General features: G+C 71.5%; 19 protein-coding genes. 10 read left to right on the forward strand and 9 right to left on the reverse strand.

Features of this window, described 5'->3' with window-relative positions; all coding sequences use genetic code 11:
• Positions 1-36 precede the first annotated feature (36 nt).
• Positions 37-582, forward strand: coding sequence for a YbaK/EbsC family protein (locus tag BLT36_RS10275; RefSeq protein WP_092094900.1), 546 nt, complete (start codon positions 37-39; stop codon positions 580-582).
• 42 nt (positions 583-624) lie between these two features.
• Here BLT36_RS10275 and BLT36_RS10280 read toward each other — a convergent pair whose 3' ends face one another.
• From BLT36_RS10280 to BLT36_RS10310, 7 genes are all read right to left on the reverse strand, one after another.
• Positions 625-993 (reverse strand): VOC family protein, encoded by a 369-nt coding sequence (locus BLT36_RS10280; protein WP_175529598.1) that lies wholly within the window; start codon positions 991-993, stop codon positions 625-627.
• Between the two features lie 19 nt (positions 994-1,012).
• Positions 1,013-4,867, reverse strand: coding sequence for an ATP-dependent RNA helicase HrpA (gene hrpA, locus BLT36_RS10285; RefSeq protein WP_092094903.1), 3,855 nt, complete (start codon positions 4,865-4,867; stop codon positions 1,013-1,015).
• A gap of 48 nt (positions 4,868-4,915) precedes the next feature.
• Positions 4,916-6,766, reverse strand: coding sequence for a thioredoxin domain-containing protein (locus tag BLT36_RS10290; RefSeq protein WP_092094905.1), 1,851 nt, complete (start codon positions 6,764-6,766; stop codon positions 4,916-4,918).
• Positions 6,763-7,329 carry a P-loop NTPase family protein gene (locus tag BLT36_RS10295; protein ID WP_254787553.1) on the reverse strand — a complete coding sequence of 189 codons (567 nt, stop codon included), beginning with the start codon at positions 7,327-7,329 and terminating at the stop codon, positions 6,763-6,765. Before BLT36_RS10295 ends, BLT36_RS10290 begins: the two co-directional genes overlap by 4 nt.
• Positions 7,330-7,365: 36 nt before the next feature.
• Positions 7,366-8,433, reverse strand: coding sequence for an NAD-dependent epimerase/dehydratase family protein (locus BLT36_RS10300; protein ID WP_092094907.1), 1,068 nt, complete (start codon positions 8,431-8,433; stop codon positions 7,366-7,368).
• 122 nt (positions 8,434-8,555) lie between these two features.
• Positions 8,556-9,428 carry a sulfurtransferase gene (locus BLT36_RS10305; RefSeq protein WP_175529599.1) on the reverse strand — a complete coding sequence of 291 codons (873 nt, stop codon included), beginning with the start codon at positions 9,426-9,428 and terminating at the stop codon, positions 8,556-8,558.
• A gap of 307 nt (positions 9,429-9,735) precedes the next feature.
• Positions 9,736-11,277: an MFS transporter gene (locus BLT36_RS10310; RefSeq protein WP_092094911.1), complete on the reverse strand. Its 1,542-nt coding sequence runs from the start codon at positions 11,275-11,277 to the stop codon at positions 9,736-9,738.
• Between the two features lie 180 nt (positions 11,278-11,457).
• On the opposite strand from BLT36_RS10310, the gene BLT36_RS10315 reads away from it, so the two are divergent.
• Positions 11,458-12,117, forward strand: a complete 660-nt coding sequence (locus tag BLT36_RS10315) for a TetR/AcrR family transcriptional regulator (RefSeq protein ID WP_092094913.1) — start codon at positions 11,458-11,460, stop codon at positions 12,115-12,117.
• A 141-nt stretch (positions 12,118-12,258) separates the two neighbouring features.
• Here the strand turns inward: BLT36_RS10315 and BLT36_RS10320 are convergent, their stop codons facing one another.
• Positions 12,259-13,890, reverse strand: a complete 1,632-nt coding sequence (locus BLT36_RS10320; RefSeq protein WP_092094915.1) for a dolichyl-phosphate-mannose--protein mannosyltransferase — start codon at positions 13,888-13,890, stop codon at positions 12,259-12,261.
• Positions 13,891-13,943: 53 nt separating this feature from the next.
• Between BLT36_RS10320 and rsmI the strand changes: the two genes are divergently transcribed.
• The 4 genes from rsmI (at position 13,944) to rsmA (ending at position 18,279) form a co-directional block, all read left to right on the forward strand.
• A complete protein-coding gene (rsmI, locus tag BLT36_RS10325) occupies positions 13,944-14,765 on the forward strand; it encodes a 16S rRNA (cytidine(1402)-2'-O)-methyltransferase (RefSeq protein ID WP_092095764.1) in 822 nt (273 codons plus the stop codon).
• 156 nt (positions 14,766-14,921) lie between these two features.
• Positions 14,922-16,499, forward strand: a complete 1,578-nt coding sequence (gene metG / locus BLT36_RS10330) for a methionine--tRNA ligase (RefSeq protein WP_092094917.1) — start codon at positions 14,922-14,924, stop codon at positions 16,497-16,499.
• Positions 16,496-17,428: a TatD family hydrolase gene (locus BLT36_RS10335; protein WP_092094919.1), complete on the forward strand. Its 933-nt coding sequence runs from the start codon at positions 16,496-16,498 to the stop codon at positions 17,426-17,428. The genes metG and BLT36_RS10335 overlap by 4 nt, the downstream gene beginning before the upstream one ends.
• Positions 17,428-18,279 (forward strand): 16S rRNA (adenine(1518)-N(6)/adenine(1519)-N(6))-dimethyltransferase RsmA, encoded by an 852-nt coding sequence (gene rsmA / locus BLT36_RS10340; RefSeq protein WP_092094921.1) that lies wholly within the window; start codon positions 17,428-17,430, stop codon positions 18,277-18,279. Before BLT36_RS10335 ends, rsmA begins: the two co-directional genes overlap by 1 nt.
• Here rsmA and BLT36_RS10345 read toward each other — a convergent pair.
• The gene (locus BLT36_RS10345) at positions 18,224-19,138 is read right to left on the reverse strand and encodes a pentapeptide repeat-containing protein (RefSeq protein WP_092094923.1); all 915 of its coding nucleotides are present in this window, start codon (positions 19,136-19,138) and stop codon (positions 18,224-18,226) included. The genes rsmA and BLT36_RS10345 overlap by 56 nt on opposite strands.
• Positions 19,139-19,350: 212 nt before the next feature.
• On the opposite strand from BLT36_RS10345, the gene BLT36_RS10350 reads away from it, so the two are divergent.
• The 4 genes from BLT36_RS10350 to BLT36_RS10365 are packed head-to-tail and all read left to right on the forward strand — an operon-like array spanning position 19,351 to position 21,263.
• Positions 19,351-19,578, forward strand: a complete 228-nt coding sequence (locus BLT36_RS10350) for a hypothetical protein (RefSeq protein ID WP_092094925.1) — start codon at positions 19,351-19,353, stop codon at positions 19,576-19,578.
• 2 nt (positions 19,579-19,580) lie between these two features.
• A complete protein-coding gene (locus tag BLT36_RS10355; protein ID WP_092094927.1) occupies positions 19,581-20,168 on the forward strand; it encodes a type II toxin-antitoxin system VapC family toxin in 588 nt (195 codons plus the stop codon).
• A 46-nt stretch (positions 20,169-20,214) separates the two neighbouring features.
• Positions 20,215-20,754, forward strand: coding sequence for a hypothetical protein (locus BLT36_RS10360; RefSeq protein ID WP_092094929.1), 540 nt, complete (start codon positions 20,215-20,217; stop codon positions 20,752-20,754).
• Positions 20,755-20,771: 17 nt separating this feature from the next.
• Entirely contained in the window at positions 20,772-21,263 is a 492-nt protein-coding gene (locus BLT36_RS10365; protein ID WP_092094931.1) for a hypothetical protein, read from the forward strand.
• Positions 21,264-21,271: the final 8 nt, after the last annotated feature.

Consider the following 21,271-nt stretch of genomic DNA (forward strand, 5'->3'; position numbering starts at 1 on the left):
AGTGTCGCCCGAGGACGTCGTCCCTAGGGTGGAGCCATGCCGACGCTCGATCGAGTCCCTGCCCTGGTCGCCACCGGATTCCTGGCGATCCCCGTCGCCGAAGCACTCGTCGCGCTGCCGAGCGAGATGCTCACGAGGATCGAGGCCGCGCCGATCGACCCCGACCTCGCCGACACCGCCGCCTTCTCGGAGGCCTACGGCTTCCCGCTCGAGGGTGGCGCGAACTGCATCATCGTGTCGGGCAAGCGTGGCGACGAGGTCCGGTACGCGGCGTGCGTCGTGCTCGCCTCCACCAAGCTCGACGTCAACCGCGTCGTGCGGAAGCTCCTCGACGTCCGCAAGGCGAGCTTCGCCCCGATGGACGAGGCGGTGGAGCTGACCGGCATGGAGTACGGCGGGATCACCCCGATCGGCCTGCCGTCGTCGTGGCCCGTGTACGTGGACGAGCGGGTGCTGCACGCACCGGACGTCGTCATCGGCGCCGGCCGCCGTGCTGCCAAGGTCTTCCTCCCCGGCGCGGTCCTCGGTGCCCTGCCCAACGTGACGGTCGTCGGCGGCCTCGCCACCGATCCCGTCGACTGAGTCAGAGCACACCGCTCTCAGCGAGGAACCCGGTTCACCGGGTCAGTCGTTCGGGCGGATGAGGCAGAACGGGTGCCCGGCCGGGTCGAGGTAGACCCGGAAGGTGTCCGTGCCCGATCCGGTCGCAGTGGCGCCGATCGCCAGGACGGCGGTCTCGCCCGCGTCGAGGTCGTCGACCTTCACGTCGAGGTGGCTCTGCTGCGGGACGTCCTGCCCGGGCCACTCCGGCGCGCGGTAGTCGGCGACCTGCTGGAACGCCAGGATCGGGCGGTGGTCGGTGAAGGGGAGCGCGAGCTCCGCCCAGTCCTCGTCGAACCCGACGATCTCCCCGCCGAGCAGCTCGACGTAGAAACGGGCGAGGGCGCGTGGGTCCGGGCAGTCCAGGACGACGACGTCGAGTGTGCCGATCATGGCCGACACGGTAGACCGATCAGCGCGCGGCCGCCAGGGCCTTCGTGATCCGCTGCAGCGACACCGTCTCGGCGGTACCGAGTTCCTGCGCGAACAGGCTGAGACGGAACTCCTCGAGCATCCACCGGGCGTGCACGAGCTCCGCGTGCGCGCCGACCGCGGGCGGGAAGGTCCCGCCCGCGTCCGTGTACCGGTCGGTCGCGACGGTGACCTCGCGCATCCAGGTGGCGTCGCGTCCGGGGTTCTGCAGGAGCTTCTGCACGCGGGCCTCGACCCCCTGCAGGTACACCCGGATGCGCCGGAGCCGGCCCAGTCCGGCCACCGAGACGAACCCCGGGAAGACGAGCCGTTCCATCTGCTGCCGCATGTCGGTCAGCGCGGGCAGCAGGGCCATCGAGTTCGCCTGCTTGAGGGCACGCTCGGCGGCCCGGTGCGCGGCGAGGACGGCGGCGACCTCGGACACGGCCGTGAACATCGTGTCGACGACCGTCGAGGAGACGGTGTCACGGACCGCCTCGAACTCGGCCTTCGTGAAGACCATCCCGTCCGGGTGGGCACGGCTGATCCCGGCGTCGACCACGGCGGCGAGCACGTCGTCGAACAGTGCCGCGGTCGAGGGGTAGGGGCTGGCGGCGAGCGCGAGCTTCTCCTGCGCGGTGAGGTGCGACTGGATGTACGACACCGGCGACGGCACCGCGTGCATCACGAGGCGACGCACCCCGGCGGGCATCCGCACGGCGCGGTCGGACGGGGTCGCGAGCAGCTGGACGCCGACGGTGGCCTTCGGGCCGTCGCCCTCCTCGACGAGCGAGGGGTAGGCGCGGATCACGCCGCCCGCCTGCTTGGTGTCGAGCACCTGCGGCAGGTCGTCGGACGGCCAGGCGGTCAGGCCCGACTGTTCCACCGGACGGCCGGAACCCGCCGACGCGACGCGAGCCGCGCCTCCAGGCCGACCAGCAGCCCGCACCGTGGCGGAGGCGACGCTCTGCTGGGTCCGGTCCTTCAGCTTGGACTGCAGGGCCGACAGGTCCTTGCCGGCCTCGACCCGACGGCCGCGCTCGTCGACGACCGCCCACGTGGGCAGCAGGTGTGCGGGGACGCGGGACAGGTCGAAGTCGGACTCCGAGACCGGCACGTACGTCATCCGCTGGATGGCCGTGGCGAGCGTCGCACGGAACGACTCGGTCGGCTCGGTCGGGGCGTCGTCCGGCAGCTCGGCGACGATCTTCTCGGCCCAGTCCGCAGCGGGGACGACGTTCTTGCGGATCTGCTTCGGCAGCGACTTGATGAGCGCGGTGACGAGCTCCTTGCGCAGGCCGCGCACCTGCCAGTCGAAGCCCTCCTCGCGCATCCGGGGGAGGAGCGCGAGCGGGACCTGCACGCTGACGCCGTCGTCCTGGGCACCGGGTTCGAAGCGGTACTTGATCGCCAGCCGCTGGTCGCCGCTCCGCCACTGGGTGGGGTACTCGACGTCGTCCTCGGCCGCCTCGGCAGCGGACTCGTCGAGCAGGTCCGTCCGGCGCATCGTCAGGAGGTCCGGCTGGTCGCGCCGGGTCCGTCGCCACCAGCCCTCGAAGTCGCGGGTCGTCGCGATCTCGGCGGGGATGCGGGCGTCGTAGAACTCGTAGACGTTCTCGTCGTCGAGCAGGATGTCCCGGCGCCGGGTGCGCTCCTCGAGCTGCTCGAGTTCCTTGCGGAGCTTCCGGTTCGCGCGGTCGAACGCCTGCTGCGACTCCCACTCGCCCTCGACCAGCGCGTGCCGGATGAACAGTTCGCGGGAGTGCTCCGGGTCGATGCGGGCGTACTGCACCCGGCGGCGCTGCACGATCGGCACCCCGAACAGCGTGACCCGCTCGTACGCCACCACGGCGCCCTGCTTCTTCTCCCAGTGCGGCTCGCCGTACGTGCGCTTGAGGAGGTCGCCGGCGAGCGGCTCCACCCAGGTCGGGTCGATCCGGCCCACGGTGCGCGCGAAGAGCCGACTGGTCTCGACGAGCTCGGCGGCCATCACGGCGTCGGGCTGCTTCTTCGCGAGGACGCTGCCGGGGAACAGGATGAACCGGGTGTTGCGGGAGCCGAGGTAGTCGCGCTTCTCGCGGTCGCGGAGCCCGATCTGGCTGAGGAGCCCGGCGAGCAGCGAGCGGTGCACGGCGTCGCCGTCGTCGGTGCGGGCCTGGCCGACACGGACGTCGACCTGCTTCGCGGCGCGGGTGAGCTGCCGGTACAGGTCCTGCCACTCGCGGATGCGGAGGTAGTTCAGGAACTCGGCCTTGCACAGGCGCCGGAACGCGCTGGAGGACATCGCCTCCTGCTGCTCCTCGATGTAGTTCCACAGTCCGAGCAGGGTCAGGAAGTCACTCGTCGGATCGGCGAACCGGGCGTGCATCTGGTCCGCCTGCGCACGCTTCTCGAGCGGCCGCTCGCGAGGGTCCTGGATGCTCAGGGCACTGACGATCGCGACGACCTCGCGCCCGACGCCCTGCCGTCCGGCCTCGAGCACCATCCGGCCGAGTCGCGGGTCGATCGGCAAACGGGTGAGCTGCTTGCCGGTCTTCGTGATCTGCCCGACCGTGTCGACGGCGCGGAGTTCGCGGAGCAGGTCGAGGCCGTCCTTGACGCCCCGGGAGTCCGGCGGCTGCAGGAACGGGAACGACTCGATGTCGCCGAACCCGAGGGAGATCATCTGCAGGATGACGGCGGCGAGGTTCGTGCGGAGGATCTCGGGGTCGGTGTACTCCGGACGGCGGCCGAAGTCCTCCTCCGAGTAGAGCCGGATCGCGATGCCGGCGCTCGTGCGCCCGGCACGACCGGAGCGCTGGTTCGCGCTGGCCTGCGAGATCGCCTCGATCGGCAGGCGTTGGACCTTCGCGCGCGGCGAGTACCGCGAGATGCGGGCGGTGCCGGTGTCGATGACGTACTTGATGCCGGGGACGGTCAGGGAGGTCTCGGCGACGTTCGTGGCGAGCACGACACGGCGTCGGATGCCCGGGGTGCTGCGCCGCTCGAACACGCGGTGCTGGTCGGCGGCGGACAGGCGGCCGTACAGCGGGAGGACCTCGGTGCCCGGGTAGCGCTTGCCCTCGATGGCGTCCTGCGCGTCGCGGATCTCGTTCTCGCCGGAGAGGAACACGAGGACGTCGCCCGGGTCTTCGCGCGCGAGTTCGTCGAGGGCATCGGTGATGCCCTGCATGGTGTCGCGGTCGTCGGCGGCGTTCGCGCTGCCGCTCTCGTCGGTGCGCGGATCGGAGTCGTCGGCGTCGTCGTCGCCCGCGTCCTCGGCGACGAGCGGCCGGTACCGGATCTCGACCGGGTAGGTGCGGCCGGAGACCTCGATGATCGGTGCGCCGCCGAAGTGCTTCGAGAACGACTCCGGGTCGATGGTCGCACTCGTGATGATGAGCTTGAGGTCGGGCCGGCGGGGCAGGAGCCGCTTGAGGTACCCGAGCAGGAAGTCGATCGTCAGGGACCGCTCGTGTGCCTCGTCGATGATGATCGTGTCGTACCGCTTCAGGTCGCGGTCGAAGTGGATCTCGTTGAGCAGGATGCCGTCGGTCATCAGCTTCACGCGGGTCTCAGAACTGACCTTGTCGGTGAAGCGGACCTGGTAGCCGACGAGTCCGCCGAGCTCGCCGCCGCCGAGTTCTTCAGCGACGCGTTCCGCGATGGTGCGCGCAGCGATGCGCCGGGGTTGGGTGTGGCCGATGTGCTCCCGCCCGAGCTCGAGGCAGATCTTCGGCAGCTGCGTCGTCTTGCCGGAACCGGTGGCGCCGGCGACGATGACGACCTGGTTGTCGCGGATGGCGGCCGCGATGTCGTCCCGCCGCTGCGACACCGGCAGTTCGGGCGGGTACGTGATGACAGGCGTGGTCGACATGAGCATTCCAGCTTACAGCGGCGCGTGCCGCGCGTGGCGCGGGCGGTCTCAGTCCGGTCGGGCGGCGCGCTCGAGCTGCGTTGCGAGCTCCGGCGCGGACCGGGCGGGTAGGGCGCACACGCGGTCGTGGCAGACGTACGCTGCGGGGTCGAGTCCGGCGCGCGACGCGAAGAGCTCGAAGCCGGCGGCCTCCCACGCCGACGCCTGCGTCGGCGTGACGACCGCGACGACCGTCCCGGGGCGCCGGGCAGCGCGTGCCGCGGCCCGGATCGGGTCGGCGCGGTCGGCTGCGACCACCACGACCTCGCGTGACGGCCGCTGCAGGGCGAGCGCCACTCCGAGCGCGTCGGCGTGCCCGAGCGGGCGCTCCGTGCCGGTCGTCGCCCGGTCCGCGACGAGCCGGACCGAGGCCGACCGGTAGGCCGCGTCACCCGTCAGCGCCGTGAGCACCGCCGCAGCGGACGCGAGTGCGACCGTTCCGGAGCGGAGCGCGGTCTGTGGCTGCTCACCCGTGGCCGTGCCGGCCGCGGCGAGCACCGGGTCGACGTCGAACCGCTCGGCCAGGCCGTCGTCGACCAGCGACCGCGCGGCCTCGGCGTACCGGACCTCGCCGGTGGCCAGGGCGAGTTCGAGGAGTCCCTCGGCGAACAGGCCGACGTCCTCGACGGTGGGTGCCGCCGCGGAGACACCGCGCGGGGTGCTCGACCGAACGGTCACGTGCCCGTCCGTGACGTGCGCGGCGAGCAGGGCATCGGCGGCACCGCGGGCGAGGGCGAGGATCTCGTCGTCGCCGTGTCGGCCGCCGGCGATCGCCAGTCCCCGGATCGCCAGGCCGTTCCAGCCCGTCAGCACCTGGTCGTCCAGCGGCGGGGGATCGAGCCGGCTGCGCTCGTCGAGTGGCAGCCGGTACCACTCGCCCTCCACCCGTCGGCCGTCGATGGTCGACTCGCTGTCCTGCGCGGCGACGAACGCACCGTCACCCCGGCGGAGCGTGTCGCGCAGGAAGTCCGCGATGCCCCGCGCCTGCTCCGCACCGGCGACGGCGAGGAGCCCGGCGTTGTCGTAGAGCATCCGCTCGTAGTGCGGCACGCTCCAGTCGCGCTGGGTCGCGTACCGGAAGACGCCGCCGTCGGCGTCGGTCAGTTCCGAGCGTCGGATCGCGTCGAGGGACCGGTCGAGGAGACCAGCCGCCGCCTCGTCGCCGTCGCCGGCGACGTCCGCGAGGAACTCGAGCAGCGGCGCGCTCGGGAACTTCGGGGCGCCGCCGAGACCGCCGTACGTGGTGTCCTCGGCCTGCGCGAGCTGGTCGGTGACCGCCCGGATGCTGTCGACTGCCGGGAGGCGCGGCTCGGCTCCGGCGTCCCCCTCGCCCGAGCGGGCGGCCCGGTCCGCTACTGCGCCCTGCCGGATCGCTGCCTGGATGGCGTTCGCGTTCGCGTCCACCTCGTGCCGGCGCTCCGTCCAGGCGTCGAGGACCGCCGCGAGGATCTGCCGGAACGCGGGCACCTGCCCGACCGGGGAGGGCGGGAAGTACGTCCCCGCGAAGAACACGTGGCCGTCCGGCGTGAGGAAGGTCGTCAGCGGCCAGCCGAGCTGCTGCGTGAAGGCGCTCGCCGAGGCCATCAGGCTGGCGTCCACGTCCGGCCGTTCCTCGCGGTCGACCTTCACCGCGACGAAGTCCCGACGGAGCAGTGCACCGACCTCGGGGTCGGCGAAGCTCTCGCGGGCCATGACGTGGCACCAGTGGCACGTGGCGTAGCCGACCGACACGAGGACGGGCACGTCCCGCTCGCGTGCCTCGGCGAACGCTTCCGGTCCCCACTCGCGCCAGTCCACCGGGTTGTCGGCGTGCAGACGCAGGTATGGGCTGACCGAGGCGCCGAGGCGGTTGTCGTTCATGCCCCCAGCGTGCCCTCCGCCGGGATCCACCCCGTCAGGAACGCGAGCCGTCGGGCGACCTGGGCGGGGCTCTGGTCGTCGGTGTCCACTCGGGTGACGGTGTCCGCGGTGGTCTGGTCGAGCCTCCAGGCGGTCCTGGTGCTGTGCGCGAGCTGCGCCTCCGGGACCGTGCCGCCCGCACGTCGTGCCAGGCGTGCCGACGTCGTGTCGTCGCCTGCCCGGAGCAGCACGGCGGTGACCACGGGATCGTCGCCCATGGCAGCGGCGAGGTGTTCGTGTTCCAGCACCGAGACGGTGTTCGTGTAGACGAGGCGGTGGTGACCGAGCTCGCGGTAGTTCGCCCACACCGCGCGGAGGTTCCGCTCGGCGAGGTGCGCCTCGGGATGCTCGACGTGGGGTGCGGGGTGGGCGAGGTCGAGCGTGTCGCCCTCGATCACCGCGTGCCGGACGTCCGCCGCGACGAGCAGGTCGTGCAGGGCCTCGGCGGCGGTCGACTTGCCGACGCCGGAGCGTCCGCCGATGAAGAGGACCTCGGAGCGGGGCACGGTGTCGGCTGTCGTCACGGTGTCGGCTGTCGGCTGTCGTTCGGCTGTCGGGCGTCAGGCCTGGCCGAGGGAGAGCAGCGCCAGGGCCGCGTCCTCGGGGCCGTAGTCGAACATCCGGTCCCAGAACGGGTCGGCCGCCCACGGCACGTCACCGTCCGCCGGGACGGCGCGCGCGGTCTCGACGAGCCAGTCGAGTTCCGGGACGACCGCCGTCCGGAAGGTCGGCGGCTGCCAGCCGAGCGCCCGCGCGGCCGTGGTGTCGAGGACGAACGGTGTCGGGGACGACCAGGGCGTGGTGCCCACGAAGGCCGGGGCGTTCTCGTCGAGGAGGACCTCGTCGAACGGGTGGTCCAGGTGCCCCGCGATGGTCCGGACGATCTCGAGGACCGACGGTGCGGACTCGTCGGCGACGTTGAGGATGCGACGGTCGGGAGCGTCCGCGACGAGCCGGACGAGGGACGCGACGCCGCTCGCCGCCGTCGTGTGGTCGACACCGCGGCCGTGGTCGGCGAGGAGGATGCGCTCACGGCCGTCGAGTGCCCGGCGGACCACGAACCACTCTCGCGGGCGGCCGATGCCCGTGCCGTACACCTTCGACGGACGGAGCACCGTGACCGGGGCGCCGTGGTCGAGGAGGACCTGCTCGGCGGCGACCTTCGCGGCACCGTAGCCGTCGCGGCTGGTGGGGTCGCCGTCCGCCGCGGGGACCGTCGGCTGCAGCTCGGTGACGGCGCCGCCGAACACCGGCTTCTCGGAGGAGTTGGCGTGTCGCCCCTGCTCGTCGGCGTAGACGGCCTTCGAGGACACGAACACCGTCGAGCCGACGTCGTCGAGGAACGGCCGGAGCTGCAGTGCGTCGTCGCGGGTCAAGCCGACGGTGTCGACGAGGAGGTCGGCTCCCGGGCGGAGGAGGTCGCGGAGCACGGTCGTGTCGCGACGGTCCCCGGGGACGAAGGAGGCTCCGGCTGCCGTCAGCGCATCGGCCGCCGGTCCGCCCCGGCGGGCGACGACGTCCACCTGCCAGTCGTCACCGCCCCGGCCCGAGGCGTCGAGGAGTTCGCGCGCGACGGCCGAACCGATCCCGCCGGTACCGCCGAGGACGACCGCGCGTCTGGTGCTCATGCGTCAACGGTAGTCGGCGCGGGTGCGGGCTCGTCGTCCGCGCGGTTCCGGGAGGTCGTGGGGCGGCGGGTCAGGAGGCGACGGGCTCGCGACCGGTCAGGACGCGACGGGCGCGCGACCGGTCAGGACGCGACGGGCTCGGGCTCGCGACGCCACCAGTCGGCGAGCGAGCCGTCGTACACGCGGACCCGCTCGTGACCGAGGACGGTCAGGGCGAGGGCGTCGACGCACGCAGCGCTGCCCACACCGCAGTAGGTGACGATCTCCTCGGAGTCGATCACCGCGGCGAAGGCCTCGGCCAGGTCGGCTCCGCGCAGGTACGCGTTCGTGGTCGGGTCGACGATCGAGTCGACCGAGATCGGGGTGCTGCCGGGGACGATCGGCGGGTGCTCGTCCCCGAGCGCAGCGTCCGGCGCGGCGAACACCAGCGAGGCCGGCTGCTCACCGGTCACCGCGCGGACGACGCGGTCTCGGTCTGCCCAGAGCGGACGCTCCTCACCCGCGAGGAACACCTCGGGCGGCGGAACGGCAGCCGCCCGCTTCGACGGCGTGCGGAGCGCACCGATGCGGACCGGTCGGCCCTCGTCGCGCCACTTCGTGAACCCGCCGTCGAGGACCGCGACCGAGTCGAAGCCGAACGACCGGAAGATCCACCAGAGGCGCGCCGACCACTCGCCGACGCTGTCGTCGTAGACCACCACGGTGGACGTGTTCGTCACGCCGAGCTCCCGCGCCGCGGCTTCGAACCGCTCGGCGCCGGGACGGGTGAAGGGCACGTCCGCGTCGGGCGTGGAGAAGGCCGTGACGAGGTCCGCGTACCGGGCACCGGGGACGTGCCCCTGCTGCTCGTAGGTGACCTCGGCGGTGCGCCACGTCGTCTCGAGCCCGGTCCCCTCCGCGTGCACGGACGCGTCGAGCACGACGAGCTCGTCAGCACCGAGGTGGTCTGCGAGCCACTGCGTCGACACGAGCGGCGAGGTCAGGACGGGGGCCATGCCGCTCAGGGTAAACGGGACCCCTGACGACCGCGAGGGAAACGGACACACTGCGCAACGGGGCGTCGCGCGCGGCCGTGTCGACTCGGAACGACATCGTCGCTGTCGTACGACATCGGAATCGTCGCACGAGCGCGGCGGCAACTGCCCGCGTGCGCATGGAACGACATCGTCGCTGTCGTACGACATCGGTGATGTCGTTCGGGGTCGGTGCGCCACAGACCCCGCACGCCGCACCCCGCACCCCCCGCACGCGGACCGGCCCGCCCCGGGGATCCGGGACGGGCCGTTCGTTCGTGCGGGTGCGTCAGTGCGCGGCGGTGGGGATGCTCCCGGTCGTCGCGGAGCCGGCGTGTGCCAGCTTGTCGAGCCGCACCGACTGGCGGTTGATCAGCAGCCCGCCGGCCAGGGCGACCAGGACGAGCACGCCCGCCGAGATGCCGAACGCCACGTGGTAGCCGTCGAGCGTGGCCTGCGCCTGCTGCAGCTTCGTGGGCGCCGCCGACAGCCCGGAGAGGCTGTTCTTCACGACGTCGGCGAAGATCGTCGACAGCAGTGCGGTGCCGATCGAGCCGCCGATCTGCTGCATCGTGTTGACCGTCGCCGAGGCCACGCCGGCGTCGGCGCGGGCGACACCGGTCGTCGCCGTGTTCATGGCCGACGAGAAGATCGTGCCCATGCCGAGGCCGATGACGACAAGCGCGGGCAGGACGGTGCCGGCGTACGAGCTGTCGAGGTCGGTGCGGAGGAGCAGCAGCAGTCCGGTCGCTGCGACGAGGCCACCGGCGAAGATGAGCACCTTCGGTCCGACGCGGGGGAGCAGGCGGCCACCGATCTGCGTCGCCGAGATCATGATCGACAGCGGCATCGGGAGGAAGGCCAGACCGGTCTGCAGCGAGCTGAACCCGAGGGTCTGCTCGAGGTAGTAGGTCAGGAACAGGAAGATGCCGAACATGCCGATCGCGACGAGGCCGATCGCGATGAACGAGCCACCGCGGTCACGGTCGAGGACGACCCGGAGCGGGAGCAGCGGGTGCGCGACGCGCGTCTCGATGAACACGAAGGCGGCGATGAGGACGACACCGGCGGCGAGCATGACGATCGTCAGCGGGGCGTCCCAGCCGTTGGTCTCGGCGTTCGAGAAGCCGTAGACCACGCCGACGAGGCCCGCGGTGATCGTGATGACGCCGGCGATGTCGATGCGCGGACGCTCGACCTTCGGCGGCTTCTCCATGAACACCAGGGCGCCGATCACGCCGAGCACCGCGAACACGACGTTCACGTAGAGGCACCAGCGCCACGAGGCGTACTCGGTGAGGACGCCACCGAGCAGCAGGCCGATGGCCGCACCGGAGCCGGCGATGGACCCGAAGATGCCGAACGCACGACCGCGCTCCTTCGGGTCGCGGAAGGTCGTGGTCAGCATGCCGAGCGCAGACGGGGCGAGCAGTGCGCCGAACGCTCCCTGCAGTGCGCGGGCGGCGACGAGCAGACCGAACGAGTCAGCCAGACCGCCGAGGACGGACGCGATCGCGAAGCCGACGAGCCCGATGATGAAGGTGTTCTTGCGGCCGAAGAGGTCACCGAGCCGGCCGCCGAGCAAGAGCAGGGAGCCGAACGCGAGCGAGTACGCCGTGACGATCCACTGGCGCTGGTCGGTGCCGAACCCGAGGTCCGCCTGGGCGGAGGGGAGCGCGATGTTCACGATGGTGGCGTCGAGCACGACCATCAGCTGTGCGAGGGCGATGACCGCCAGGGCGATCCAGCGGTGGTTGGGCTTGGCAGGGGTGGTGCCCGAGGTCGTGGGTGCTGCCCCGGTGGGGGTCGGCACGGTCTGTTCTGCCGTCACGGCAGCCTCCTTCGAGAAGGTGGGAGAGGAGGGAACACGCGCCGTCGGGTGTTCCGCAGGGAGGAGGGCTCTGCTGACGAGAACCGAAAACGGATGCCTCGCATCCGGTTGTGATCAGTGTAGACCGAAACGGAAGGTCCGCATCCACTTATTCCCAGAAAGTTCAACTAGGTTCGGAGCGTGAGCACCACCGAACCCGCGCCCGAACTCGAGCGCCCTCTCCGCGCCGACGCCGCGCGCAACCGCGAACTCATCCTGCAGACGGCACGCAAGTGCTTCGCGGAGCGCGGCCTGTCGGTGACGCTGAACGACATCGCGCACGAGGCCGGCGTCGGCGTGGGCACCGTCTACCGCCGGTTCGCCGACAAGGACTCCCTGATCGAGGCGCTCCTCGCCACCAAGTTCGAGGCCATGAACGACGCCGCCGCCCGCGCCGCGGACGAGACCGATCCGCGCGAGTCCCTCCGGGTGTACCTGATGGGCGTGTTCGAGTTCCGTGCGCGTGACCGGGCGCTCGCCGACGCGATCGTCCGCGCGGGCCGTGCTCGTCCGTCGATCGTGCACGAGCGCGACCGCCTCGAGCAGCAGGTGACCGAGATCATCGGCCGCGCCCGTTCCGCCGGGGTCGTCCGCGTCGGGTTCGACTACCGCGACCTGCCGATGCTCACGACGATGGTGGGTGCCGTCGCGGACGCCACCCGCGCGCACGACCCGAACGCGTGGCGTCGGTACGCCGAGCTCCTCATCGAGGGTCTCCTCCCGGGCCGCTCGGACGCGTCGATGCTCGGCGAGCCGCTCGACCGCGAGTCCATCGAACGGGCGCTGCACGCGCAGTCCTGACGCGCGCCACACGCGCAGTCCTGCCGCGCCCTGCACGCCACCGTTCGTCCGGCCGCACCGGCGTGTCGGAGCCGCACCGCGCCTCCAGGCCGACCTGGACCGTGCGCCGAGCGCGACCCGCCCTCCGCGTCCTGCCCGCGGCTACAGCCAGCTCGGAACCCAGTAGTGCGACCGGATGAAGTCCCACGGCATCTGCAGCCCGGTCCACATCGGGTACCAGTACGCGGAGGCGAGCACCACGACGCCGAGGTACACGCCGACCCACACGATCGCGCGGGTCCGTCGGGGCCGTGGATCCGTCCGCTTCCCGAGCACCAGCCCGATCGCGGCGGCGAGGGCCATCACCATGAAGGGCTCGAACGCGATCGTGTAGAACTGGAACACCGTCCGGTTCACGTAGAGCAGCCACGGCAGGTACCCCGCCGCGACGCCCATCAGGACGAGGGCGTACTCCCACCGGCGGCGCATCACCCAGAGCACGAGCAGCGCCACGGTCGCGATGACCGCCGCGTACCAGACGAACGGGTTCGCGATGCCGGTGATCGCCTCGCCGCAGCGGGTCGCGGTGCAGCCGTCCTGGCCGGCGTTCGTGCCGACGTAGTACATCGACGTCGGACGCTGCATGACGAGCCAGAGCAGGGGGTTCGCCTGGTACGAGTGCGGGGTGTGCAGGCCGATGTTGAAGCCGTAGATCTCGGACTGGTAGTGCCACCAGTTCTGCACGCTGTCCGGCACCCAGGACAGCAGCCCGGTCCACCGCTGCCCGCCTGACGCGATCCAGTTCCGGTCCCAGCCGTCCTTCGAGGCGAACCACCCGGCCCACGACGCCAGGTACGTCACGGCGGCGATCGGGACCGTCAGCAGGAACGAGACCGGTCCCTGCTGCAGCCACGCGCTCGACGACCAGAACTCGATGCCGGCGCGCTTCCGCAGCATCATGTCGGTCAGCACGCAGTACACGGCGAAGAACGCCAGGAAGTACATCCCGGACCACTTCGTGGCGGTCGCGAGCCCGAGTGCGAACCCCATCGCGATCAGCCACGGTCGCCACCAGAGCACCGGTCCCCACAGGGTGGGGCGGTCCTCGGCCGTCCGGCGCTCGACCCACCGGTCCAGCCGCCGCGAGGTCCACCGCCGGTCGAGCAGCAGCGCGCCGAACCCGAGGACCACGAAGAACGTCAGGATCCCGTCGAGCAGCGTGACGCGGGACATCACGATCGCCTGGCCGTCGACGGCGAGGAAGAACCCGGCGAGCGTGCCGATGAGCGTCGAGCGGAACAGCGACCGGGCGATCACCGCGGTGAGGAAGACGGTGGCGATGCCGAGCACGGCGACCGCGAAGCGCCAGCCGAACGAGTCGTCCGCACCGAAGAGCAGCATCCCGAGGCCGATCAGGTACTTGCCGAGCGGGGGGTGCGCGATGAACTCGGCGGCACTCGTGAAGATGTCCGTCTGCCCGTCCGCGAACCGCTGGTCCGTCGTCGGCAGGGAGTCGTCGTTCGGGTTGCCCGGCCACGTGCCCTCGTACCCGAGGTGCACGATCGACCAGCCGTCCTTGACGTAGTAGGTCTCGTCGAACACGAGCGAGTGCGGATGCCCGAGGTCCACCAGACGCAGCACCGCGGCGAGCAGCGTGACCGCGAGTGGCCCGGCCCAGCGCCACGCGGCGACCCGCCAACCGACCGAGAGCACGCGGCCCCACCAGTCGTCGAGACGGGAGCCGACCGGCCCGTCGGGGACGGCGGTGCGGTCGTCGGTCAGCTCGGTGGTCATCGGCAGCATCCTACGGATCAGCGCCACGACCGCGCTGCGACCACAATGGGGTGGTGATCGTCCTCGCAGCAACACCCATCGGCAACCTCGGCGACGCCTCGCGGCGTCTGGTCGAGACGCTCTCGAACGCGACCGTCGTCGCCGCGGAGGACACGCGGACCGCGATCCACCTCATGCGCGCGCTCGGCATCGAGAACCGTCCCCGGCTCATCGCGCTGCACGAGCACAACGAGCGGGCGCGGGCGGCCGAGGTGGTCGAGCTCGCGCGCGACGAGGACGTGGTGGTCCTCACCGACGCCGGCATGCCCGCGATCAGCGACCCCGGGTTCCCCCTCGTCGAGGCCGCCGCAGCCGCCGGGGTGACCGTCACGGCGCTGCCCGGGCCGTCCGCCGTGGTCATGGCGCTCGCCGTGTCCGGGTTGCCGACGGACCGTTTCAGCTTCGAGGGGTTCCCGACGCGCAAGGCCGGGGAGCGTCGGCGGTTGTTCGCGTCGCTGGCGGGGGAGCAGCGCACGATGGTGTTCTTCGAGTCGCCGCACCGGTTGGCGGACACGCTCACGGACATGGCCGCGGGGTTCGGTGACGAGCGACGCGGGGTCGTCTGCCGGGAGCTGACGAAGCTCTACGAGGAGGTCCGTCGCGGGTCGCTCTCCGAGCTCGCCGCGTGGGCGGCGGACGGGGTGAAGGGCGAGATCTGCATCGTCGTCGAGGGATCGTCCGGCGCTGGTGACGAGGTGTCGCTCGAGGACGGTGTGCGGCTCGTCCAGGAGCGCGTCGCCGCCGGCTCGCGCATGAAGGAGGCCGCGGCCGCGGTGGCGGACGCGACCGGGCTGTCCAAGCGCGACCTGTACGAGGGTGCGCTCGCGGCACGCTGACCGCAGTCGCCGTGGTCGCGCCCGTCGCGTCCGTCACGTTCGCGATCGTCGGCCTGGAGGCGCGGGACGGCGCCGCCACGCGCCTCCAGGCCGGTTGTCCACAGGCTGCGCGCGGGGCGCGTCATGCGGCCCCGGCGCGCCCGTAGGATGGTCCGCATGTCCGACGGCTCCTCGTTCAGCATCACCACGCCGATCTTCTACGTGAACGACGTGCCCCACATCGGGCACGCCTACACCGAGGTCGCCGCGGACGTCCTCGCGCGCTGGCACCGCCAGCGCGGCGACGACACCTGGCTCCTCACCGGCACCGACGAGCACGGGCAGAAGATCCTGCGCACGGCCAGCGCGAACGAGGTCACCCCGAAGGAGTGGGCGGACCGACTCGTGACCGAGGCGTGGAAGCCGCTCCTCGACACCGTGGACGTCGCGAACGACGACTTCATCCGCACCACGGACGAGCGCCACGAGCGCGGCGTCACCGCGTTCCTGCAGAAGCTCTACGACGACGGGTACATCTACGCCGGCGAGTTCGAGGGCTTCTACTGTGTGGGCTGCGAGGAGTACAAGCAGCCGAGCGACCTCGTCCCCGGCACCGGTGTGTACGAGGGGCAGCAGGTCTGCGCGATCCACTCGATCCCGGTCGAGGTGCTCTCCGAGCGCAACTACTTCTTCCGCATGTCCGACTTCGAGCAGCGGCTGCTCGACCTGTACGAGTCGAACCCGCAGTTCATCCAGCCGGAGAGCGTCCGCAACGAGATCATCTCGTTCGTGAAGCAGGGGCTCCGTGACCTGTCGATCTCGCGGTCGAGCTTCGACTGGGGCATCACGATCCCGTGGGACAGCGACCACGTGCTCTACGTGTGGTTCGACGCCCTGCTCAACTACGTCACGGCCCTCGGCTACGGCAGCGACGACGACGAGGCGTTCCAGCGCCTCTGGCCGAGCGTCCACATCGTCGGCAAGGACATCGCCCGGTTCCACGCCGTGATCTGGCCCGCCATGCTCATGGCCGCGGGTCTGCCCGTCCCGAAGCGCGTCTTCGGTCACGGCTGGCTCCTCGTCGGCGGCGAGAAGATGTCCAAGTCGAAGCTGACCGGCATCGCCCCGTCCGAGATCACCGACACGTTCGGTTCGGACGCCTTCCGCTACTACTTCCTCCGCGCGATCACGTTCGGACAGGACGGCAACTTCAGCTGGGAGGACATCTCCGCCCGGTACCAGGCCGAGCTCGCGAACGGCTTCGGCAACCTCGCGTCCCGCATCGTCGCGATGGTGAACCGGTACTTCGACGGTGCCGTCCCGACCCGTGGCGAGCTGACCGACGCCGACGCGGCGATCGACGCGCTCGCGCAGTCCGTGACGGAGCGAGCTGACGCCTCCATCCAGGAATTCGCGCCGCACGACGCCCTCGCCACGGTGTGGGAACTCGTCGACGCCCTCAACGGGTACATCACCGAGCAGGAGCCGTGGGCCCTCGCGAAGGACGACACGAAGCGCGAGCGTCTCGGGACCGTGCTCGTCACCGCCCTGCGCGGCCTCGGGACCGTCGCGGTCCTCGTCTCCCCGGTGATGCCGAAGGCGACCGAGAAGCTCTGGGCGTCGATCGGTGCCGGCGGTTCCATCGCCGAGCAGCGCGTCGACCGCGCCTGGGAATGGCAGGGCGCCGTGACCGTCGTGCCGCTCGAGAGCGGGCTGTTCCCGCGCATCGAGCAGGCGGAGCAGGGCGCCGCGTGACCGACGCGGGCGCACACGTCCGGTCCCGCGGCGACGGTTCGTCCGGCGGGTCCAAGCGGGACCTGTCCTACCCGCCGCTCCCGCAGGCGCTCGTGGTGCCGGTGTACGACAACCACACGCACATGGAGATCGCCGACGGGGTCGGTGACGGCGGTGACGGTCCGCTCGAGTACCGCGAGCACCTCGACCGCGCCTCGAGCGTCGGCGTCCGCGGTGTCGTGCAGGTCGGCACCGACCTGGCGACCTCGGAGTGGTCCGCGTCGATCGCCGCGCGTGAACCCCGAGTGCTGGCTGCCGTCGCGCTGCACCCGAACGAGGCGCCCGCGCTCGAGGAGCAGGGGCTGCTCGACGAGCACCTCGCCGGGATCGAACGGCTGGCGGCGCTCCCGAGGGTGCGCGCGATCGGTGAGACCGGCCTCGACTTCTTCCGCACCGGCGAAGAGGGCCGTGACGCGCAGATCCGGTCCTTCGAGGAGCACATCCGCATCGCGAAGGAGCACGACCTCGCGCTGACCATCCACGACCGCGACGCGCACGACGCCGTCGTCGAGGTCCTCGACCGCGTCGGCGCTCCCGAGAAGACGGTGTTCCACTGCTTCTCCGGCGGTCCCGACCTCGCCCGGCTCTGCGCCGAGCGCGGCTGGTACATGTCGTTCGCCGGCACCGTGACCTTCAAGAACGCGGCACCCCTGCGTGCCGCGCTCGAGATCGCTCCACGGCACCTCGTCATGGTCGAGACGGACGCACCGTTCCTCACGCCGACGCCGTACCGCGGTCGGCCGAACGCGCCGTACCTCATCCCGCTCACCCTCAGGTCGATGGCCGAGACCCTCGGCACCGACGCCTCGATGCTCGCCGCGCAGATCGCCTCGAACACCGAGCTCGTCTACGGTGCGTGGGACGCCGAGCCCGTCACGGTGGACGAGTAGTGGCGACCCTGCTCGGCCCGGCCGAGATCCGGGACCTCGCGGCCACGCTCGACGTCACCCCGACGAAGAAGCTCGGCCAGAACTTCGTGCACGACGCCAACACCGTGCGCCGCATCGTCGCGTCCGGTCGGGTCACCGCCGACTCGAAGGTGCTCGAGATCGGCCCCGGTCTCGGCTCGCTGACACTCGGGCTCACCGAGACCGGAGCCTCGGTGACCGCGGTCGAGATCGACGGTCGGCTCGCGGCCCAGCTCCCGACGACCGTGTCGACGTTGCAGCCCGACGCGCGACTCCGGGTCGTCCACCAGGACGCCCTCGCCCTCACCGCGGACGACCTCCCCGAGGCACCGACCCACGTCGTCGCGAACCTGCCGTACAACGTGTCCGTACCCGTCCTGCTGCACCTGCTCGCCACCTTCCCGACCATCGAGCGCGCGCTCGTGATGGTGCAGGCCGAGGTCGGGTACCGGATCGCCGCCGGACCGGGCAGCAAGGTCTACGGCGCCCCGAGCGTCAAGGCCGCCTGGTACGGCTCGTGGTCGACCGCCGGGCAGGTCAGCCGGCAGGTGTTCTGGCCGGTGCCGAACGTCGACAGTGTGCTCGTCGGGTTCGACCGGCACGAGCCCCCCGGCGACGACCAGCTGCGCGCGCAGGTGTTCGCGCTCGTCGATGGCGCGTTCCAGCAGCGTCGGAAGATGCTCCGGCAGAGCCTGTCCGGGGTCCTCGGCAGCAGCGATCGCGCGTCGGAGCTGCTCACCGCCGCCGGGGTCGACCCGACGGCTCGGGGGGAGATGCTCAGCGCCGACGACTTCGTGCGCCTCGGCCGGACGGTCCTCGCCGCGGCGGAGTGACCCCTGCGGCCACGTCGGCCGCCGAGTTCCAGTGCCCGGGGCGCTGGAACCCCTCCGGCAGGACCGTGACGGCGTCGCCCCGTGCCGCGTTGACTTGCATCTGGGTGAGGAACACCGCACCACGGAGATCGGTACCGCGCAGGTCCGCGTCGCGGAGGTCCACGCCGAGCAGGTCGCAACGGTCCAACCGGGCACCCCGGAGGTCTGCCGCGATGGCGAGCGCCCCCCGCAGCGTCGCCCCGCGCAGATCGGCACCGCGCAGGTCCGCGCCGACCAGGTCCGTCCCCGGACCGACCCGCTGGCCGTGGGCACCGACGGGGCCCCGCCCTCGTGCGATCGCACTCGCCTCGAGCAGGAGCGGGCGGGCACGGTCGTACTCCGCGTCGACGTCGAGGGTGGCGAGGTCCTCCGGCGTCCCGTCGCTCAGCAGGCGGAGGTGCTCGAAGGCCGCGACCCAGGGAGTCTCGTCGTGTGTCGGTCGCACGAGGGTGATCGCCTCGTCGAGGTACCGCAGCAGGTCGTGGAGTCGTCGGACGATCGGGAACGTCGCGAACATCGACCGCTGCGTCTCGGCATCGTCCCGCCACGACCGGCCGGCGAAGGTGTGCTGCGACACCTTCTGCCCCGCGCCGGAGCAGTCGAAGACCGTGCACCCGGAGAAGCCCCGCTCGCGCAGGTGCGGGTGGATCCGGCAACCGTCCGCGTCGTCGAGGTTCGTGCACGGGTCGCCGGCGTCCTTGTCGAACGGGAAGTCGGCTGACTTCGCGAACGCCAGGGCGACGCAGCAGAGGCCGAAGCAGTTCGCGCAGTCGGCGCCGAGGTCCTCGCGTCGGCCGAGTGCCACTCGCGTGCGCGTCATCGTGCTCCCGTTCGGGTCGTCGCCCCACCTGCCCGGCCCTGTCGGAGAGCAGCACGACGATACCGCCTGGGTGGACGTCCGGCTCCGCACGGAGGTCGCTGCCATCGATCCCCATCGTCTTGCAGCCGCGGAACGAGATCACCGAAATCCAACATGTTCGCGGATGGCGACCCCCGCGCCGTATCGTCGGCAGCCTCGACCAAGGAGGCACCATGCTCGACACACCTCGCCAGTTCGTCGGGGTTCCTCGACGCCGATCGACCACGCAGTCCTCGGAAGCGTTCACCCACTGGACGATGACGCCAGAAGAGATCGAGGCACGCCGGCTCCGACCGCGCGGGACCGTCGCGGAGCGTGCGGACCGCGTCCGCCAGATCCTGGACGCTTCGACGTTCACCGTCGCCCCACGCCAGGTACGACGCCCCTGGCGCGGGGTCTGAGCGTGTCCTCGTTCCGGTGCGAGCCCATCGACGAACCGCTCGGCGTGTTCGCGATCGAGCAGGTCTCGACGATGCCGACGTCGATCGTCCTCGACCAGAGCTTCGTGGTCGGCGCCCTGGAGTCGTCAGCACCGGGCCACGATGCCGCCGCCGGCTTCCTCGAACGAATGGTCCACAGCGGCACCACGATGTTCTTCAACGACCTGCTCGAACTGCAGCTGCAAGACGCTGCGTTCGACCTCGCACAGCGCGAGGTCCACGCGGCTGGCATGCGCTCGAAGGACCAGGTGTCAATCCTGGCGCGGGCGCTGCTGGGGCGCTGGCAGAAGTTGATCGAGTCCTCCGAAGCCGTGTACGTCGAGCTCCCCCCGCTGCTCGAGGACAGCATGTACTACCAGGAGCGGTTCGGCCTGCCGGCGGCCGACTCGCTCCACGCTGCGATGGTCATGGCGTCGGACGCTGACGGCATCGCGACTATCGACCAGGCGTTCGGTGCCGTCGACCCCTCGTTGCTCCCGGTGTTCACGCCAGCACAGTTCGTGCGGGGCACGCGGGCTCGTCGGCGGTCGTACGGACGCTCGGTCACCTGAATCGATCGCGAGCGTGATGCGATCGCACCGCCCCTACGATGGCGGCATGATGGACGGGACGGTGCGATCGCACGCGCAGGGGATGGCCGCCGACAACGTGCTCGCCGCCACCGGACGGACGCCCGACGACTGGTACGTGGTGATCGACGCCGCGGACGGACGGACGATCGGGCACACCGCGATCGCCGCCTGGTTGGTCGAGCAGGGCGTGGACCCGTGGTGGGCGCAGGGGGTCACGATCGGGTACGAGCAGTCGCGGGGACTCCGGATCCCGGGGCAGCGGTCGGACGGCACGTTCGCGGTGTCGGCCTCGCGGCAGGTGCCGGGGGAGCGTGAGGCCGTGCTCGACCTGGTCGTGCCCGTGTTCGAGAGAGCGTTCGGGTTCGCTCCGACCGCCGGGCGCCGTGGGGGCAAGCGCCCGTCGGCGCGCTGGACCTTCCCCGATCGTGAGACGGTGCTGGTGACCACCGAGGACGGTCCTCGGGACGACACGGTGCGGATCGCCGTCCAGCGGGAGCGCCTGACCGGGCCGGAACGGATGCCCGACGCGAAGGCCGAACTGGGGGCACTGCTCGCGTCCCTCTGACCACTAGGCTCGCGGGCATGCCTGCTCCGCGCTCCCGGGTCGGTCTCGTCGGAGCCCTCATCGTCGTCCTCGGCGGCGTGGTGATCGGCGGGTTCGCGGGTCTCGCCATCGGGCGTGGCCAGGGGAGCGACGTGGCCTGGGTGTCACTCCTGCTCGCAGCGCTCCTCGTCGTCTGGTCACTCGCGTTCCTCCGTCTCGACGGCGAGGGCGACGGCGACGGTGCCGGCGAGGGCGACGGCGACGGCGGCGGCGCCGAGGGTGACGGTGCCGGCGACGACGCCGAACCCGACGAACGGTCGCTCCGGACCACGCGCGCACTGTCGCTCGCCATCGCGGGCGTCGGAGCGTACGTCGTCATCCGGCTGCTCGGACGGCCGATCGACACCGCACTCGTCGGAGCGCTCGGCGTCCCGATCTGGAGCATCGTGAACCACGCCCTCGACCGGCGCATCGCCCGGCGCGAGGCCGACGGCGGCGGCGCTGCCGGACCTGCGGCCGCCGCGGACTGACCGGTTCG

It is taken from the genome of Curtobacterium sp. UNCCL20 (assembly GCF_900101675.1).
Taxonomy (GTDB): Bacteria; Actinomycetota; Actinomycetes; order Actinomycetales; family Microbacteriaceae; genus Curtobacterium.

Coding starts and splice junctions, on each gene's coding strand:
- BLT36_RS10275 (WP_092094900.1), top strand. CDS start 37: ATGCCGACGCTCGATCGAGTCCCTGCCCTGGTCGCCACCGGATTCCTG.
- BLT36_RS10280 (WP_175529598.1), bottom strand. CDS start 993: ATGATCGGCACACTCGACGTCGTCGTCCTGGACTGCCCGGACCCACGC.
- hrpA (WP_092094903.1), bottom strand. CDS start 4,867: ATGTCGACCACGCCTGTCATCACGTACCCGCCCGAACTGCCGGTGTCG.
- BLT36_RS10290 (WP_092094905.1), bottom strand. CDS start 6,766: ATGAACGACAACCGCCTCGGCGCCTCGGTCAGCCCATACCTGCGTCTG.
- BLT36_RS10300 (WP_092094907.1), bottom strand. CDS start 8,433: ATGAGCACCAGACGCGCGGTCGTCCTCGGCGGTACCGGCGGGATCGGT.
- BLT36_RS10305 (WP_175529599.1), bottom strand. CDS start 9,428: ATGGCCCCCGTCCTGACCTCGCCGCTCGTGTCGACGCAGTGGCTCGCA.
- BLT36_RS10320 (WP_092094915.1), bottom strand. CDS start 13,890: ATGACCACCGAGCTGACCGACGACCGCACCGCCGTCCCCGACGGGCCG.
- metG (WP_092094917.1), top strand. CDS start 14,922: ATGTCCGACGGCTCCTCGTTCAGCATCACCACGCCGATCTTCTACGTG.
- BLT36_RS10345 (WP_092094923.1), bottom strand. CDS start 19,138: ATGACGCGCACGCGAGTGGCACTCGGCCGACGCGAGGACCTCGGCGCC.
- BLT36_RS10350 (WP_092094925.1), top strand. CDS start 19,351: ATGCTCGACACACCTCGCCAGTTCGTCGGGGTTCCTCGACGCCGATCG.
- BLT36_RS10360 (WP_092094929.1), top strand. CDS start 20,215: ATGATGGACGGGACGGTGCGATCGCACGCGCAGGGGATGGCCGCCGAC.
- BLT36_RS10365 (WP_092094931.1), top strand. CDS start 20,772: ATGCCTGCTCCGCGCTCCCGGGTCGGTCTCGTCGGAGCCCTCATCGTC.